The following is a 16,393-nucleotide window of genomic DNA, read 5'->3' as shown; positions in this document are numbered from 1 at the left end:
GCCGGCGGCCCGCGGAAGGCCACACGTTGACGGGGGCGGCCCCTGAGCTCGGGCTCAGGGGCCGCCCCCGTGTCGTGCGGTCCGGGAAGGGCAGTGGTCAGCCGCCCGCGAGGAGGCGCTTGACCGTGGCAGCGACGCGGCCGCCCTCGGCCTGGCCCGCCACCTTCGGGTTCACGGTCTTCATGACCTGGCCCATGGCCCGGGGGCCCTCCGCGCCCGCGGCCTTCGCCTCGGCGACGGCCTCGGCGACGATCCGCTCCAGCTCGTCGTCGGAGAGCTGCTTGGGCAGGTACTCGGCGAGGACCTCGCCCTCGGCGCGCTCGCGCTCGGCCTGCTCGGGGCGGTTGCCCTGGGCGAAGGCGTCGGCCGCCTCGCGGCGCTTCTTCGCCTCGCGGGTGATCACCTTCTGCACCTCGTCATCGGAGAGCTCGCGCTTCTCCTTGCCCGCGACCTCCTCCTTCGTCACGGCGGCGAGCGTCATCCGCAGCGTCGAGGAGCGCAGCTCGTCGCGTCCCTTGATCGCGGCGTTGAGGTCGGCCTGAAGCTTCGACTTGAGCGTGGTCATGGGGCAATTGTGGCAGGTGGGCAGCCCGGTCGGCCCCTTCATTTCCGGGCGGCGGCCCGGGCCCGTCCGTGGCCCGCCCGCCCCCGGCCCTCGCCACCGACGGGACGCACCGGGTCTGACACGATGGAGGCATGCGCGCGCGATACGCAGTACCTCTGGGAATCACGGCGACGGCCGCGGCCGGAATCGCCTACTCCGTGGGCATCGAGACCCGCTTGTTCCGGCTGAGGCGGGTGACCGTTCCCGTACTGCCGCCGGGGATGCGGCCGCTGCGCGTGCTCCAGGTCTCGGACATCCACATGGTGTCCGGACAGCGCAAGAAGCAGCGCTGGCTGCGCTCGCTCGCGGGCCTGCGCCCCGACTTCGTGATCAACACGGGCGACAACCTGTCGGACCCGGAGGGCATCCCCGAGGTCCTGGACTCACTGGGCCCGCTGATGGCCTTCCCCGGGGCGTACGTCTTCGGCTCGAACGACTACTACGGGCCCAAACCCCGCAACCCCGCCCGGTACTTGCTGGAGAAGGTCCAGGGCCGCCACGGTCTGAACGGCAACCCGCCCGCGGTGGGCGTCGTCCACATCGACTGGGAGGACCTGCGCGACGGCTTCGACGCCGCGGGCTGGGTCAACCTCACGAACACCCGGGGCACCCTCAAGATCGACGGCTACGAGATCGCGCTCACCGGCGTGGACGACCCGCACATCAAGCGGGACCGGTACGAGCAGGTCGCGGGCGGCCCCGACACCAGTGCCGACTTCTCGATGGCCGTCGTGCACGCCCCCTACCTCCGGTCCCTGGACGCCTTCACCGCCGACGGCTACCCGCTGGTCCTCGCGGGCCACACCCACGGCGGCCAGCTCTGCATCCCCTTCTACGGGGCCCTCGTCACCAACTGCGACCTGGACACGGACCGCGTGAAGGGCCTCTCCACGCACGAGGCCGGAGGCCACACCTCCTACCTCCACGTCTCCGCCGGCTGCGGCGCCAACCGCTACACCCCGCTGCGCTTCGCCTGCCCGCCCGAGGCCACGCTCCTGACCCTCACGGAGCGCCCCGCCCGGCCCTGACCCACGCCCTCCGGAAAACCGGATTTCGTCTCCGGCCACCGGTCCGCTAAAGTAATCGATGTCGCCGCGACCTGCGCAGCAGAGCTGACAGGCAGCGGAGCATCGACATCGGGGTGTGGCGCAGCTTGGCAGCGCGCTTCGTTCGGGACGAAGAGGTCGTGGGTTCAAATCCCGCCACCCCGACAGCTGAGTATCAGGTCCGGTCTCCTTCGGGAGGCCGGGCCTGATCTGTTTTACGTGGGCGTGTGCCTGCTGAGGATGTCCGCCGGGGTGCGGCCGACGGGGTGTGCCTGTTGCGGCGCGGCCGTCGACGGGCCTTCGAGGGCCCGGGTGTCTCACACCCCCTGCGGGTGGCGGCGTTTCGGGCGGGGGCGGCACGGGCCCCAGCCGGAGTCGTTGAGGGCCGTGTGGGGCGCGGGGCCCGCGGGAGCGGAGGCCGGGGCCGGGGCGTGGGGGAAGCGTGTGTGCGGGCGGGAGGGCCCTGGGGGCGGGGGGTCGTTTCGGCACCGGTCCCTCCCCTCGTGGGGACCGGTACCAAACGACATGGGCGATGTCGCCCCGCGCCGTGGCGGCGCGGATCGGAGAGAGCCGAGGCCCGCGGCCGACGTCGGAGCGGTCCGGGTGTGACCGGGCGCACACGTCGTCCGACGGGGCATGGCGAGACCCTCGCCACCGCTCCGTAACTCCAGCAAAAACCAGCCAGGAAGTTGCAGCGCCATCAGTTGCCTCTCCAGGCGCAGGGCCGGTGGCCTGCCCTGACGCCGCGTGGTTGCTTCGCCCCTGCCGCGATCCTGCCAACTACGGCGGTCGCTGAGGAGGATCCGGTTCCGTCCGGTCCGCTCAGCCGCAGGTCAGCCGTATAGAGTGAGTTTTCCGGTCCGGAAGTCCAGGTGCGGCGGAAGTAAAGGGGTGGAGGCCTTGAGCTCCGACTCAGGGGCACGCACAGCCTTCGCGGAACGTCTCGCGCTGCTGTACCAGGAGGCCGGAAACCCTCCCCTGAAACGTGTTGCCGAGGCGGTTGCCCGACTGCAACGGGTCGATGAGCGAGGCCGCCCCGTGCGCGTGTCCGCGCAGCGGATCAGCGACTGGCGGCGGGCCAAGAACGTGCCCGCCCAGTTCACCGCCCTCGCGGCGGTCCTGCACGTCCTCGTCCCCGAGGCCCGCCGCGTCCGCACGACGCCGGTGTCTCCGGGTCTGTACGACCTCGCGCAGTGGCAGCGCCTGTGGGAGCGCGCGGTGGCCGACCCGGTCGGCGACACCGCCGCGGCCGCGGGCGAGGAGGAACGCCCCCTCGTCGAAGCCCCGGTCCCCAGCGTGTGCCCGTACCGGGGGCTCGCTTCGTACCGCCAGCAGGACGCGCAGTGGTTCTTCGGCCGGGAGCGGAGCACGGACGCGCTGCTCGCCCAGCTCCGCGCGGCGCGGACGACCGGCGGCCTGGTGATGCTCGTGGGCGCCTCGGGCGCGGGGAAGTCGTCGCTCCTGAACGCCGGGCTCGTGCCCACCCTGCGCGGCGGAGCGCTCGGCGACGGCGAAGGCCGGGCGGCCCGGGTGCTGCACCTCGTGCCGGGCCCCGACCCCCTCGCCGAGCTGACCGCGCTCATACCCGAGCTGGCGCCCGTGGTCGCCGCCGCGGAGGAGCAGGCGGCACAGGCGGGCGAGGAGAGCCCGGGCGCGCCCGGCACGCCCGGGTTCGCGGACGCGGTCAGGGAGTGCGTCACGACGTGGGCGCGGCGCGGGACGGCCTCCGAGGCCCGGCCGGTCGTCATCGTCGACCAGTTCGAGGAGGCGTTCACCCTCTGCGCCGACGAGACGGCCCGGCGCACCTTCGTCCAGGTGCTGCACGCCGCGTGCTCGCCCGGCGAGACCGGAGCGACGGGGGCAGCGGCGGCATCCGGGGCAGCGGGGGCGGCCGGGGCGGGTGAAACCGAGCCCGCGCCCGCGCTCGTCGTCCTCGGTGTCCGCGCCGACTTCTACGAGGAGTGCCTCGCCCACCCCGAGCTGGCCGACGCCCTCCAGCACCGGCACATGGTGCTCGGGCCGCTGACCACCGCCGAGCTGCGCAACGCGGTGACCGGCCCGGCCAAGGCCGTGGGCCTCGAACTCGAACCGGGGCTCGCCGAGCTCATCGTCCGCGAAGTGAGTACGGACGGGCCGCGCGGGGCCCATGACACGGGTGTGCTTCCGCTGCTCTCCCACGCCCTGCTCGCCACCTGGCAGCGGCGGAAGGCCGGACGCCTCACGCTGGCCGGGTACCGCGCGGCCGGAGGGATCCAGGGCGCGGTCGCGGCGACCGCCGAGCGCGCCTGGTCCGACCTCGACTCGGCGGCGCGGACGGCCGCGCGGCTGCTCCTGCTGCGGCTCGTACGGCTCGGCGAGGACACCCAGGCCACCCGCAGACGGGGCACGCGGCGCCAGCTCGCCGAGGAGTCGACCAACCCCAACAAGACCGAGGAGTCGCTCGAAGCGCTGGCCCGCGCCCGCCTGGTGACGCTCGACGCGGAGACCGTGGAGATCACCCACGAGGCGCTGCTGCACGCCTGGCCGCGGCTGCGCGACTGGATCGACGAGGACCGCAACGACCATCTGCTGCGCCAGCGGCTCGAAGAGGACAGCAGGACCTGGGAGGAGTCCGACCGCGACGCGTCGCTGCTGTACCGCGGCTCGCGTCTGGAGCAGGCGTGCACCTGGGCGGAGTCCGCCGAGGACACGTTCCTGACGCGGAGCGCGGTGGACTTCCTGGCGGCGTCGACGGGGCTGCGCAAGCGGACGGTCCGGCTCAGACGCGGCGCGGTGTCGACCCTGCTCGTCCTCGCGATGCTCGCGGCCGTCTCCGCGGTGGTCGCCTGGCAGCAGCGGGACGACGCGGTGTCCGAGCGGAACGACGCGATATTCGCCCAGGTGACCGCGGCGGCCGACCGCGCGCAGAGCAACGACCCCTCGCTGTCCGCCCAACTCGACCTGGTGGCCCACCGCTTGCGCCCCACCGACCAGGGCACGATGAACCGGCTGATCTCGATCGTCAACGCGCCCCTGGCCACCCCGCTCACGGGCCACACCGGCGCCGTCTACCTCACCTCGTTCCACCCCGGCGGGCGGCTCCTCGCCACCGCGAGCTACGACCGTACGGTCCGGCTGTGGGACGTGTCCGACCGGTCCCGGCCCAAGCCGCTGGGCAAGCCCCTGACCGGGCACACGAGTTGGGTGAGCAGCGCCGTCTTCAGCCCGGACGGCAAGACCCTCGCCAGCGCCGCGGACGACGGCACGATCCGGCTGTGGGACATCACGGACCCCCGGCGTCCGCGCGCGCTCGGCACGCCCGTGACCGGCCACCGCGGCACGATCTATCTGGTGGCCTTCAGCCCGGACGGGCGCACCCTCGCCTCCGCGGGCGAGGACCGCACCGTACGGCTGTGGAACGTGCGGGACCCGCGGCGCCCGAAGGCGCTCGCCACGCTGACCGGGCACACCGCGCCGGTGCGCTCCGTGGCGTTCGGCCCCGACGGGCGGACCCTCGCGGCCGGCGGCGACAACGGCGCCGTCCGGCTGTGGTCGACGGCCGACCCGAGCCGCCCGAAGCCGATCGGCAGGGTGCTGCACGTCCACAAGGACACGGTGCACTCACTGGCCTTCAGCCCCGACGGCAAGACGCTGGCCAGCGGCAGCTCGGACAACACGGTCCGGCTCTGGGACGTCGCGGAGCCGCGCCGGGCTCGCGCGCTCGGCCCGCCGCTCACCGGCCACACGGGCCCCGTGTGGTCCGTGGCCTTCAACCGCGACGGGACGATGCTCGCCGCCGCCAGCGCGGACAGTACGGCGAGCCTGTGGAACGTCCGGGACGCGGCGCACCCTTCGCAGGTCGGCGAGCCGCTCGCGGGCAGCAGCGGGGAGATGTACGCGCTCGGCTTCAGCCCGGACGGCCGCACCCTGGCCACCGGGAGCGGCGACAACAAGGTCCGGCTGTGGTCGATCCCGACCTCGGACATGATCGGCCGCATCGGAGTGTTCCGGCCCGACGGCAAGGTGCTCGCCACGGTCGCCCGCGACGAGAAGATCCGGCTGTGGAACGTGGAGCGGCCCACCCGCCCCGTGGCCCTCGGCAAGCCCTTCGAGCCCGGCGAAGGCGCCGTGCGCGCGCCCGCGTTCTCCCCCGACGGCCGCACCCTCGCGGTGCTCACGGGAAGCCGCGCCGTACAGCTGTGGGACGTCTCCGACCCCGCTCGCCCCGTGTCGTACGGGGAACCGGTGGAGCTGCGGACGCGGTTCGCGGCCGCGCTGGCCTTCAGCCGGGACGGGCGCACCCTCGCGACCGCCTACGAGGACCGCACCATCCAGCTGTGGGACGTCGCGGAACCGCAGCGACCCCGACGGCTCGGCGCCCCGCTCACCGGCCACAAGGGCTACGTCAACGACCTTGCCTTCGGCAAGGACGGGCGGACGCTCGCCAGCGCCAGCTCGGACGGCACCATCCGGCTGTGGAACGTGGCCGACCGCCGTCACGCCACACCGCTCGGCAAGCCCCTCAAGGGTCATCTGGGCCCCATCAACACCCTGGCCCACAGCCCCGACGGCCGGACGCTCGCCAGCGGCAGCGACGACGGCACGGTCCGGCTCTGGGACGTCACGGACCCCCGCAGGGCGGCCCCCCGCGGCTCCCCGCTGACCGGGCACACCGACGCGCTCGTGTCCCTGACGTTCAGCCGGGACGGCCGCACCCTGGCGAGCGGCGGCAACGACAACACGGTCCGGCTCTGGGACCTCACCCACCCGTCCGAGGCCGCCCCCATCGGGCAGTCGATGAGCCCCAACGCCAAGACGGGCAGTTTCCTGTCGTTCAGCCCGCAAGGGCGCATGCTCGGAGTTTCGAGCGGCCCCGATACCGTGCGGCTCTGGAATCTGGACGCCGACACGGCAATTCGCCGTATCTGCTCGACGACGCGCGGGGTCCTGACGCCGGAGAATTGGCGCGAGTATCTGCCCCGGCTCTCGTATGAGCCGCCGTGCGCGAAGTAACGCCGTGTTCCACCCCGGTTGCGGATCGCCGCCGTGATCCCGATCACAACTCGGCATCTTTAGGGGAAAGTTCACTCCCCATACGCAAGCGACCTTGTTAAGGTTGGGGACAACCCGATCGCTGGTGCATCCCCCGTCGCCAGCGATCGGGTTCTTCCATATCCGGGCACCGCCCCGCACCCCCCTACAAGACCCCTAATTACTCAGCGTTTTTCACTGGCCACAGCTGTCACCCCCTGGCGCGGGCAAAAGATACTTTCCTGTTGCATGCAAGGCTTCCGCCGTGAACTTATGCAACAGCGGCCCCCGGCGCCGTTGCACCCTCGACAACGACTCCGTTGCAACCTCAACAACGGTCGGCCCGAAGCGATCCAGCGCCGCCAGCGATAACGCGTACGGCACCTTTCCCCGAACCGGCGCGCCGCGCCCGCGCCAAGTTGCCCAAGCCGTCCCCGCATTCACCGGCCGAGGACTTTCCGCGCGGCCGCCCACCCCCTCGTCGGAGCCTCTCGCGGAGTCGTAGGGTGAGGGTCATGTGCCAGCGCGTCACCATCATCACCGCTGTCCACGCACCGTCCGCCCGCTTCCTGCCGGACGCGTACGCGTCGATCCGCGCGCAGGAGCTGCCCGCCGGCTGGGAGTGGCACTGGCTGATCCAGGAGGACGGCAAGAGCGACCTGGTCGCCCCCCACGTGCCCGACGACGAGCGGGTGACCTTCCGGCAGGGGCGCCCCGGCGGCCCCGGAGTCGCCCGCACCCTCGCCCTCGCCCACGCCGAAGGGCCGTACGTGAAGGTCCTCGACGCCGACGACCAGCTCGAACCCGGCGCGCTCGCCCGCGACCTGGCGGCCCTGGAGGCGGACGGCACGCTCGGCTGGGCGACGTCGCGCGTCCTCGACCTGCTTCCGGACGGGTCCACGGCGGGCTTCCCCGGCGACCCCGACCACGGCCCGATCGAGCGCGCGGCCGTCCTCGACCTCTGGAAGGCGAACGGCTTCCGCGCCCCGGTCCACCCCGCCTCGCTCTGCGTGCGCCGCGATCTGCTCGTCGCCCTGGGCGGCTGGATGGCGCTGCCCGCCTCGGAGGACACCGGCCTGCTGCTGGCCCTGGGCTCGGTGGCCCGCGGCTGGTTCTCCGCCGAGGTCGGGCTGCTCTACCGCAAGTGGGAGGGGCAGGTCACGGGCCAGGCCGCGCACACCGAGACGGCGGAGCACGCCGCGCGGATGGCGGTCGTGGAGTCGCGGGCCAGAGCGCTCTCGCACTTCCAGTGGCGGTACGCGCCCGGGGTGGCCTGACCCCTCGGGGAGCGGCTTCCGCCATACCGGGAGCCTCCGCCGGAATTGCCGACGCGGTGCCGCAGGAGTCCGCTGTCACGGTTCCGCCGGAGTTCGCGGGCGCGGTTCCGTCGGAGTCCGCCGTCACGGTTCCGTCGGAGTTCGCGAGGGCGGCGCTATCGGAGTTCGCGGGCGCGGCGCTGTCGGAGCTCTTCGTTCCGATGCCGATCGGATCATTGCCGGGGCCGCCACGGCCCTGCGCTTCCTCTTCAGGAAGCCCCCCTTCAGGAAAAGAACGCCATCGCGCGCGCTTTGCCTGCCGGGCAATACGGGCCGTCGAGCCCACGGCCAAGGATCTCGGCCCGCGCTCGGCCGCTCACGCCGAATGGGAGCCTATGCAATACAAGATGCAGTATGCACCGATTTACGGAGGCGGCTCGATCGGCACACAGCCTCCCACATAGCCTCTGACCACGGCTTTTCCCCCCTCCGGGCCAGGAACCGGACCACACCGCCCTGGTAGGATCCCCGATCGGCCGATGAACAGGATCAGGACAAAACGATCCGGGCCAGGGATTTTCGGAGGCACCTCGGTGGCGCGTGCAGGATTCGACCGGGTACTCACGATCCCCAACGCGCTGAGCGCACTGCGGGTCGCCGGGGTTCCCGTATTCCTCTGGCTCGTCCTTCAGCCCTGCTTCGGAAATCCGAATCGCGACGGATGGGCCGTCGCCCTCCTCGCGCTCAGCGGCGCGACGGATTACCTCGACGGCAAACTGGCCCGCAGATGGAACCAGATCACCCGCCTCGGCCAGGTCCTCGACCCCGCGGCGGACCGCCTCTACACGGCGTCCACGCTGCTCGCCCTTCTGCTGCGGGACGTCGTTCCCTGGTGGTTCCTCGTCCTGCTCCTCGCGCGCGACGTCTTCATGGTGTTCAACGTCGCCGCCCTGCGCAGGAGGGGATACGGCCCGCTCCAGGTGAACTTCATGGGGAAGGCGGCCACCTTCAACCTGATGTACGCCTTCCCCCTGCTCCTCCTGGCGAGCGGGGACGGCCCGGTCGCCGACGCGGCCCGCGTCTGCGGCTGGGCGCTCGCCCTGTGGGGCGCGGCCCTCTACTGGTGGTCGGCCGCGCTCTACACGACGCAGGTGCGGCGGCTGCGGCGGAGCACCGCGCCCGCGTAGCGCGGGCCCGCGCGGCCACGCGGCCCGGCCTCACTCCAAGGCCTCCGCGTCCACGCGCGAGAAGATCAGGTCGGTCTCCTCGCGGACCGGCCCGCGCCACCGGAGCGGACCGTCGCCCGCGTACCGTACGGCCGCCGGATAGCTGCCCGGCGCATAGTCGTTGAGCAGGCGGTACGTGTGGAACCCGTGGGCACGCATGGTCGCCAGGAGCTCGTCCACGTCGTCGCCGAGCTGTGCCATCCGCTCCGGGGTGACCTCCACGGCGATCTCCACGTCCGGCCGGAGCCGGTCGAGGACGGGGGCGAGGCCCCGGACGACGCCGCCCTCGGCCCCCTCGACGTCCACCTTGATGACCCGGGCCCGCGCGATCTCGTCCGGCTCCAGGAGCTCGGGCAGCGGGACGGCCTCCGTCTCGAAGCGGGACGCGACGGGCCCGTCCCACGGAACGACGCTGTTCGCGCCCATGTTGTGGGTGCTGGCGAGGACGAAGGTGAGCTTCCGCCTGCGGTCCGAGACGGCCGCGTTGACCGCCCGGATGTTGGCGCAGCCGTTCAACTCCCGGTGCAACAGCACGCGCCGGTGGAACTCGGGCGAGGCCTCGACGGCCACCACGCGCCCCCCTTCGCCGACGAGGCGGGCCCCCAGGACGCTCAAGTAGCCGATGTTCGCGCCGACGTCCACGAAGACGTCGCCGGGGCGCAGGCGGCCCCGCAGCCAGCGCGACATGTGCGGCTCCCAGACGCCGAACAGATAGAGGTAGCGCTGGATGAGGTCCCGCGTGTCGACCGCGAAGCGGGCGCCGAAAACCGACTCGACCACCCGCTCACGGGGGTGCTCCCGCAGCCAGGGGTTCAGATACCGGGTCGCGAGCGCGGCCTTGCCGAGGGTGCCCGGAGCGTCGCGCACGTACCGTCGGCCGAGCGTGGCCAGGACCTCCGACACCGTGCTGCCGCTGCTCATCGCACTCGCCTTTCCCACGGGGGCCACGCGGACCGCGGCGGGCCGCCCCCGGGGTCGGGGTCAGGCGGTGGCCGCGGCCGTCCGATCCTGATCGAACGGCAGGTCCAGCATACGAATCGCGTTTCCGCGCAGCAGCTTGTAGGCCACGTCCGCGGACAGGCCGCCGACGTGCTCGGCCGCCACCCGTTTCGTGTGCGGCCACGTCGAGTCGACGTGCGGGTAGTCGGTCTCGAAGGTCGCGTTGTCCACGCCGACGGTCTCGATGGCCTCGATGCCGTGCCGGTCGCGGAAGAAGCAGCAGAAGACCTGTCGGTAGTAGTACGAGGACGGGGGTTCGGGGACCAGGTCGCGCACCCCGCCCCAGGCGCGGTGCTCCTCCCACACGTCGTCCGCGCGCTCCAGGGCGTACGGGATCCAGCCCATCTGCCCCTCGCTGTAGGCGAGTTTGAGCCGTGGGAACTTCACCAGGACGCCCGAGAACAGGAAGTCCATCATCGAGGCCATCGCGTTGTTGAAGGACAGCGCGGCCTGGACGGCGGGCGGCGCGTCCGGCGAGGCGGCGGGCATCTGGGAGCTGCTCCCGATGTGCATGTTCACGACCGTGCCCGTCTCCTCGCACGCGGCGAAGAACGGGTCCCAGTACCCGGAGTGGATCGACGGCAATCCCAGATGGGTCGGGATCTCGGAGAACGTCACCGCCCGCACCCCGCGCGCGGCGTTCCGCCGGATCTCCGCCACGGCGAGCCCCACGTCCCACAGCGGGATGAGGCACAGCGGGATCAGCCGCCCGCCGCTGTCCCCGCACCACTCCTCCACCATCCAGTCGTTGTACGCGCGGACGCAGGCCAGGGCGACCTCCTTGTCCCGTGCCTCCGCGAACGTCTGCCCGCAGAACCGCGGGAAGGTGGGGAAGCACAGCGAGGCCTCGACGTGGTTGAGGTCCATGTCCTCCAGGCGCGCCTTGGGGTCCCAGCACCCGCGCCGCATCTGCTCCCGCGTGATGCCGTCGAGCGTCATCTCGTCCCGGGAGAAGCCCACGGCGGCGATGATCCGCTTGTACGGGAAGACCTCGCCCTCGTACCGCCACCAGTCGGTGATCTGGCCGTCCGGATCGGTGGTGAAGCGGTACTTCCCGCCCACGTACTCCAGCTCTCCGATCCCGGCGGTGAAGGGCTGGGGGCCCTTGTCGCGGTACTTGGCCGGAAGCCAGGTCGCGAAGAGGTGCGCGGGCTCGATCACGTGGTCGTCCACGCTGATGACCCGGGGGACGTCCCGCGCCCCGGACCCAGGGCCGCCCGGGTCATCGCCCACGCCGGTGCCGTTGTTGCCGCTCACGTTGCCGCTCATGCCGCAGCTCCCTGCCCGCCGGTTCGACCGGGCCGCGCCCGATGCCGTATCTGACGACCCATCAGATCGAGAGTAGGGGGCCGCGCGGGCGCACGGCAAGCGCGCGCGAAGCCTTGCAAGTTGCGCCCCCTTCGGCTCAACTGACGCTCCGTCAGCTCAAGCGCCCGCACCCACCACCGCGAAGGGGCCCTCACCATGCAGACGATCTGGCTCGGCGGCGCCGAGTGGCTGGCGGTGCTCAGGATCGGCCTCGGCCTGTGGTGGCTGGAGAGCTGGCGGCACAAGGACAAGAAGAGCTGGTTCTCGGGCGGCGGCATCACCTGGGCCGCGGGCATCGCCGAGAAGCACCGCTGGCCCGTCGTCCGCCAAGGCTTCGACAGCGTGGTCACACCGCGCCCGCGCCTCATGGCGTACGTCGTCGCGTACGCGGAACTGGCCCTGGGCCTCGGCCTGATCGCGGGCTTCCTCACACCGGTCGCCCTGGCCGCGGGCCTGGTGCTCAACCTGATCTACCTCGTCCTCATGATCCACGACTGGGCGGAGCAGGGGCAGAACCTGATGATGGCGCTGATCTCGGCGGTGGCCTTCTTCGGCATGGGCTGGCAGACGTGGTCGCTGGACGAGACGCTGGGGTTGTTCGTGTAGGCGCCGGAGCCGCCCCTGTGGGCACGGGGGCCGTTCTTGCGTACGTCGGGGCCGCAGCCGCTACGGCGCCCCGCATCTGACGGCCCCTCAGCCTCGCTCTGGCTTGTTGGCGGCCGCCGTGTCACCCTGCCCGCCACGCACGCACCCGTCCGCCCCGCCCCGCCAGGAGGTGGCCATGAGCGCACCCGTCCGCAGTGACCAGCCGGAGCCCGCCACCGGCGAACAGGCCCTCCAGGACCGGCACCTGGCCCGCGCCGGGAGCGCGTACGGCCGGGCCGTCGCCGCCTGCCGCGCCGCGGGCATCGAGCCCGGCCAGGCGGAGGCCGTGCCGACGGGCCCGGCCGCGCGGGCCGCGAACGCGGTGCGCCTGGCCGCGCGGTCGATCGCCGAACGGGAGGGCCGGGCCCCGGACCCCGCGGCCGACGCCCGCTGCGCCCGCAACGCCGCGGCCGCGGCGGCGACCGCCGCCCAGGCGGCCCGCGCCGCCGCCCCCGGCCCCCTCGCGGACACCGCCCTCCAGGCCGCCCTCACCGCCTCCGGAGCCTCCGCCGAAGCGGCCGGGGGCCGGAGTCCGGGCCGCGCCGAAGCCCTGACGGCGCGCGCGGAGGCGACGGAGGAGAGCGCTGTGGCAGCGGCACGGGAGGCGGGCTGGACGGGGGCCGCCCCGGCCCGCCCGTAGCCCGGCTCAGGCGTCGTCGTCCTCCAAGTTGCCCTCGGTCTCCAGGTAGATCTGGCGGAGGGCCTCCAAGGTGGTGGGGTCCGGCTTGGACCACATGCCTCGGGATTCGGCCTCCAGGAGGCGTTCGGCTATGCCGTGGAGGGCCCAGGGGTTGGCTTCCTTGAGGAAGTCGCGGTTGGTGGGGTCGAGGACGTAGGTCTCGGTGAGCTTGTCGTACATCCAGTCGGCGACCACGCCGGTGGTGGCGTCGTAGCCGAAGAGGTAGTCGACGGTGGCGGCGAGTTCGAAGGCGCCCTTGTAGCCGTGGCGGCGCATCGCCTCGATCCACTTGGGGTTCACCACGCGGGCGCGGAAGACGCGGGACGTCTCCTCGACCAGGGTGCGGGTGCGGACCGTCTCGGGACGGGTGGAGTCGCCGATGTACGCCTCGGGCGCCTTGCCGCCGCGCAGGGCCTTCACCGTGGCGACCATGCCGCCGTGGTACTGGAAGTAGTCGTCGGAGTCGGCGATGTCGTGCTCGCGGGTGTCGGTGTTCTTGGCCGCGACCGCGATGCGCTTGTACGTCGCTTCCATCTCGGCGCGGGCCGGGCGGCCCTCCAGGCCGCGGCCGTAGGCGTAGCCGCCCCAGACCGTGTAGACCTCGGCGAGGTCCGCGTCGGTGCGCCAGTCGCGCGAGTCGATGAGCTGGAGCAGGCCCGCGCCGTACGTGCCGGGGCGGGAGCCGAAGATGCGGGTGGTGGCCCGGCGCTCGTCGCCGTGCTCGGCGAGGTCCGCCTGGACGTGGGCCCGCACGTGGTTGGCCTCGGCGGGCTCCTCAAGCGACGCCGCGAGGCGCACCGCGTCGTCCAGGAGGCCGATCGTGTGCGGGAAGGCGTCGCGGAAGAACCCGGAGATGCGCAGGGTGACGTCGATGCGGGGGCGGTTCAGCTCGGCGTACGGGATGGCTTCCAGGCCCGTCACGCGGCGGGACGCGTCGTCCCAGACCGGGCGGACGCCGAGCAGGGCCAGGGCCTCGGCCACGTCGTCGCCCGCGGTGCGCATCGCGCTGGTGCCCCACAGGGAGAGGCCGACCGAGGTGGGCCACTCGCCGTTGTCCGCGCGGTAGCGCTCCAGGAGGGAGTCGGCCAGGGCCTGGCCCGTCTCCCAGGCGAGCCGGGACGGCACCGCCTTGGGGTCGACGGAGTAGAAGTTGCGGCCCGTCGGCAGGACGTTGACCAGGCCGCGCAGCGGGGAGCCCGAGGGGCCCGCCGGGACGAAGCCGCCGTTCAGGGCGTGCACGGCGTGGTCCAGTTCGGCCGTGGTCGCCGACAGGCGCGGCACGACCTCGCTGGCCGCGAACTCCAGGATGGCCGTCACCTGGTCGCGGCGGTCGGCGGCGACCGAGGCCGCCACCGCGGGTACGGCAGCCGGGTCCCAGGCCGCCTCCTCCATCGCCACGACGAGGGCGCGGGCCTGCTCCTCCGCCGCGTCGGCCGTGGTGCGCGTGGCGGCCGACTCGTCGAGGCCGAGGGCCTCGCGCAGGCCGGGCAGGGCCGTGGTGCCGCCCCAGATCTGGCGGGCGCGCAGGATCGCGAGGACCAGGTTGACGCGATCCTCACCGGCCGGCGGGGCGCCGAGGACGTGCAGGCCGTCGCGGATCTGGGCGTCCTTGACCTCGCACAGCCAGCCGTCGACGTGCAGCAGGAAGTCGTCGAAGCCGTCGTCGTCGGGGCGGTCCTCAAGACCCAGGTCGTGGTCGAGCTTCGCGGCCTGGATGAGGGTCCAGATCTGGGCGCGGATGGCCGGGAGCTTCGCCGGGTCCATCGAGCTGATCTGCGCGTACTCGTCGAGGAGCTGCTCCAGGCGCGCGATGTCGCCGTAGGAGTCGGCGCGCGCCATCGGCGGGACGAGGTGGTCGATGAGGGTGGCGTGCACGCGGCGCTTGGCCTGGGTGCCCTCGCCCGGGTCGTTGACCAGGAACGGGTAGACGAGCGGGATGTCGCCGAGGGCCGCGTCGGGGGCGCAGGCGGCGGACAGGCCCGCGTTCTTGCCGGGCAGCCACTCCAGGTTGCCGTGCTTGCCGAGGTGGATCATCGCGTCGGCGCCGAAGCCGCCGTCGGCGGCGGCCGCCGCGATCCAGCGGTACGCCGCCAGGTAGTGGTGCGAGGGCGGCAGGTCCGGGTCGTGGTAGATCGCGATGGGGTTCTCGCCGAAGCCACGCGGCGGCTGGATGAGGATCAGCAGGTTCTCGAACCGGAGCGCGGCCAGGACGATGTCGCCGTCCGGGTCGCCGCCCCTGCCCACCCGGCTGCGGTCCAGGAACATCTCGCCGGGCGCCGGGCCCCAGTGCTCCTCGACGGCCGAGCGCAGCTCCTCGGGGAGCGTGGCGTACCAGCGCCGGTAGTCGGCGGCCGGGATGCGGACCGGGTTCTTCGCCAGCTGCTCCTCGGTGAGCCAGTCCTGGTCGTGGCCGCCCGCCTCGATCAGGGCGCGGATCAGCTCGTCCCCGTCGCCGGAGACCAGGCCCGGAATCTCGGCGTCGCCGAAGTCGTAGCCCTCGGCGCGCAGTCGGCGCAGCAGCTCCACGGCGCTCGCGGGCGTGTCCAGACCGACCGCGTTGCCGATCCGGGAGTGCTTCGTCGGGTACGCGGACAGGACGAGGGCGATCCGCTTGTCGGCGGCCGGGATGTGCTTGAGGCGCGCGTGGCGCACGGCGATCCCGGCGACGCGGGCGGCCCGCTCGGGGTCGGCGACGTACGCCGGGAGGCCGTCCGCGTCGATCTCCTTGAAGGAGAACGGCACCGTGATCAGCCGGCCGTCGAACTCCGGCACCGCGATCTGGCTGGCGGCGTCCAGGGGCGAGACGCCCTCGTCGTTCTCCTCCCAGGCGGCGCGCGAGCCGGTCAGGCACAGGGCCTGGAGGATCGGCACGTCGAGCGCGGTGAGCGCGCCCGCGTCCCAGGACTCGTCGTCGCCGCCCGCGGAGGCCTCGGCGGGCTTGGTGCCGCCCGCCGCGAGGACGGTGGTGACGATGGCGTCGGCGGCCCGCAGCGCGTCGATCAGCTCGGGCTCGGGGGCGCGCAGCGAGGCCACGTACAGCGGCAGCGGCCGGGCGCCCGCCGTCTCGACGGCGTCGCACAGGGCGTGCACGAAGGCGGTGTTGCCGCTCATGTGGTGGGCGCGGTAGTAGAGCACGGCGACCGTCGGGCCCTCGCCCGCCGGGGCCGGGCGCTCCAGGGGTCCCCAGGTCGGCGCGGGCGCGGGCGAATCGAAGCCGTGGCCAGTGAGCAGGACGGTGTCGCTGAGGAAGCGGGCGAGCTGCTCCAGGTTGGCGGGGCCGCCGTGCGCGAGGTAGGCGTGCGCCTCCGCGGCGATGCCGACGGGGACCGTGGAGGCGGCCATCAGCTGGGCGTCGGGCGCCTGTTCCCCGCTGAGGACCACGACGGGACGGCCGTCGGCGAGCAGCAGGTCGAGGCCCTCCTGCCAGGCGCGGATGCCGCCGAGGAGGCGTACGACGACGAGGTCGGCGCCGTCGAGCAGGCCGGGCAGGTCGTCCAGCGGGAGGCGGGACGGGTTGGCGAACCGGTAGGTCACCGGGCCCGTGGCCGCGCGGGCGCTGAGGAGGTCGGTGTCGGACGTCGACAGGAGCAGGATGCGGGGCCCGGTCGTGTGCTGCATGC

Annotated in this window: 10 protein-coding genes and 1 tRNA gene; 7 read left to right on the top strand and 4 right to left on the bottom strand. The window is 73.0% G+C overall.

Annotation, left to right across the window (positions count from 1 at the left end):
* Positions 1 to 97: 97 nt before the first annotated feature.
* Complete coding sequence (locus MQV74_RS22640; RefSeq protein WP_242720379.1) at positions 98 to 565, bottom strand: GatB/YqeY domain-containing protein; 468 nt, start codon at positions 563 to 565, stop codon at positions 98 to 100.
* 131 nt (positions 566 to 696) lie between these two features.
* On the opposite strand from MQV74_RS22640, the gene MQV74_RS22635 reads away from it, so the two are divergent.
* From MQV74_RS22635 to MQV74_RS22615, 5 genes are all read left to right on the top strand, one after another.
* Positions 697 to 1,632 carry a metallophosphoesterase gene (locus MQV74_RS22635; protein WP_242720377.1) on the top strand — a complete coding sequence of 312 codons (936 nt, stop codon included), beginning with the start codon at positions 697 to 699 and terminating at the stop codon, positions 1,630 to 1,632.
* A 109-nt stretch (positions 1,633 to 1,741) separates the two neighbouring features.
* Positions 1,742 to 1,815, top strand: a tRNA-Pro gene (locus MQV74_RS22630).
* 726 nt (positions 1,816 to 2,541) lie between these two features.
* Positions 2,542 to 6,642 carry an nSTAND1 domain-containing NTPase gene (locus tag MQV74_RS22625; protein WP_242720375.1) on the top strand — a complete coding sequence of 1,367 codons (4,101 nt, stop codon included), beginning with the start codon at positions 2,542 to 2,544 and terminating at the stop codon, positions 6,640 to 6,642.
* Positions 6,643 to 7,175: 533 nt separating this feature from the next.
* Positions 7,176 to 7,937: a glycosyltransferase family 2 protein gene (locus MQV74_RS22620; protein WP_242720373.1), complete on the top strand. Its 762-nt coding sequence runs from the start codon at positions 7,176 to 7,178 to the stop codon at positions 7,935 to 7,937.
* Positions 7,938 to 8,509: 572 nt separating this feature from the next.
* On the top strand, positions 8,510 to 9,103 hold the full coding sequence (locus MQV74_RS22615; protein WP_242720372.1) for a CDP-alcohol phosphatidyltransferase family protein: 594 nt from the start codon (positions 8,510 to 8,512) through the stop codon (positions 9,101 to 9,103).
* Positions 9,104 to 9,133: 30 nt separating this feature from the next.
* Here the strand turns inward: MQV74_RS22615 and MQV74_RS22610 are convergent, their stop codons facing one another.
* Complete coding sequence (locus MQV74_RS22610; RefSeq protein ID WP_242720370.1) at positions 9,134 to 10,063, bottom strand: FkbM family methyltransferase; 930 nt, start codon at positions 10,061 to 10,063, stop codon at positions 9,134 to 9,136.
* 60 nt (positions 10,064 to 10,123) lie between these two features.
* Entirely contained in the window at positions 10,124 to 11,410 is a 1,287-nt protein-coding gene (locus MQV74_RS22605; RefSeq protein ID WP_242720368.1) for an amidohydrolase family protein, read from the bottom strand.
* Positions 11,411 to 11,605: 195 nt separating this feature from the next.
* Here MQV74_RS22605 and MQV74_RS22600 point away from each other — a divergent pair, with 195 nt between their 5' ends.
* Together MQV74_RS22600 and MQV74_RS22595 are read left to right on the top strand one after the other, a co-directional pair.
* Positions 11,606 to 12,055, top strand: a complete 450-nt coding sequence (locus tag MQV74_RS22600) for a DoxX family protein (protein WP_242720366.1) — start codon at positions 11,606 to 11,608, stop codon at positions 12,053 to 12,055.
* A gap of 175 nt (positions 12,056 to 12,230) precedes the next feature.
* On the top strand, positions 12,231 to 12,734 hold the full coding sequence (locus MQV74_RS22595) for a hypothetical protein (RefSeq protein WP_242720364.1): 504 nt from the start codon (positions 12,231 to 12,233) through the stop codon (positions 12,732 to 12,734).
* Between the two features lie 6 nt (positions 12,735 to 12,740).
* Here MQV74_RS22595 and cobN read toward each other — a convergent pair whose 3' ends face one another.
* Positions 12,741 to 16,391, bottom strand: coding sequence for a cobaltochelatase subunit CobN (gene cobN, locus MQV74_RS22590; RefSeq protein ID WP_242720362.1), 3,651 nt, complete (start codon positions 16,389 to 16,391; stop codon positions 12,741 to 12,743).
* Positions 16,392 to 16,393 lie beyond the last annotated feature (2 nt).

Origin of the sequence: Streptomyces sp. AN091965, from assembly GCF_022698285.1 — a bacterium.
Taxonomy (GTDB): Bacteria; Actinomycetota; Actinomycetes; order Streptomycetales; family Streptomycetaceae; genus Streptomyces.
The sequence above is the reverse complement of the archived record's forward strand: the minus strand, read 5'-3'. Positions and strand labels throughout refer to the sequence as shown.

Coding starts and splice junctions, on each gene's coding strand:
- MQV74_RS22600 (WP_242720366.1), top strand. CDS start 11,606: ATGCAGACGATCTGGCTCGGCGGCGCCGAGTGGCTGGCGGTGCTCAGG.
- MQV74_RS22635 (WP_242720377.1), top strand. CDS start 697: ATGCGCGCGCGATACGCAGTACCTCTGGGAATCACGGCGACGGCCGCG.
- MQV74_RS22605 (WP_242720368.1), bottom strand. CDS start 11,410: ATGAGCGGCAACGTGAGCGGCAACAACGGCACCGGCGTGGGCGATGAC.
- MQV74_RS22640 (WP_242720379.1), bottom strand. CDS start 565: ATGACCACGCTCAAGTCGAAGCTTCAGGCCGACCTCAACGCCGCGATC.
- cobN (WP_242720362.1), bottom strand. CDS start 16,391: ATGCAGCACACGACCGGGCCCCGCATCCTGCTCCTGTCGACGTCCGAC.
- MQV74_RS22620 (WP_242720373.1), top strand. CDS start 7,176: ATGTGCCAGCGCGTCACCATCATCACCGCTGTCCACGCACCGTCCGCC.
- MQV74_RS22610 (WP_242720370.1), bottom strand. CDS start 10,063: ATGAGCAGCGGCAGCACGGTGTCGGAGGTCCTGGCCACGCTCGGCCGA.
- MQV74_RS22595 (WP_242720364.1), top strand. CDS start 12,231: ATGAGCGCACCCGTCCGCAGTGACCAGCCGGAGCCCGCCACCGGCGAA.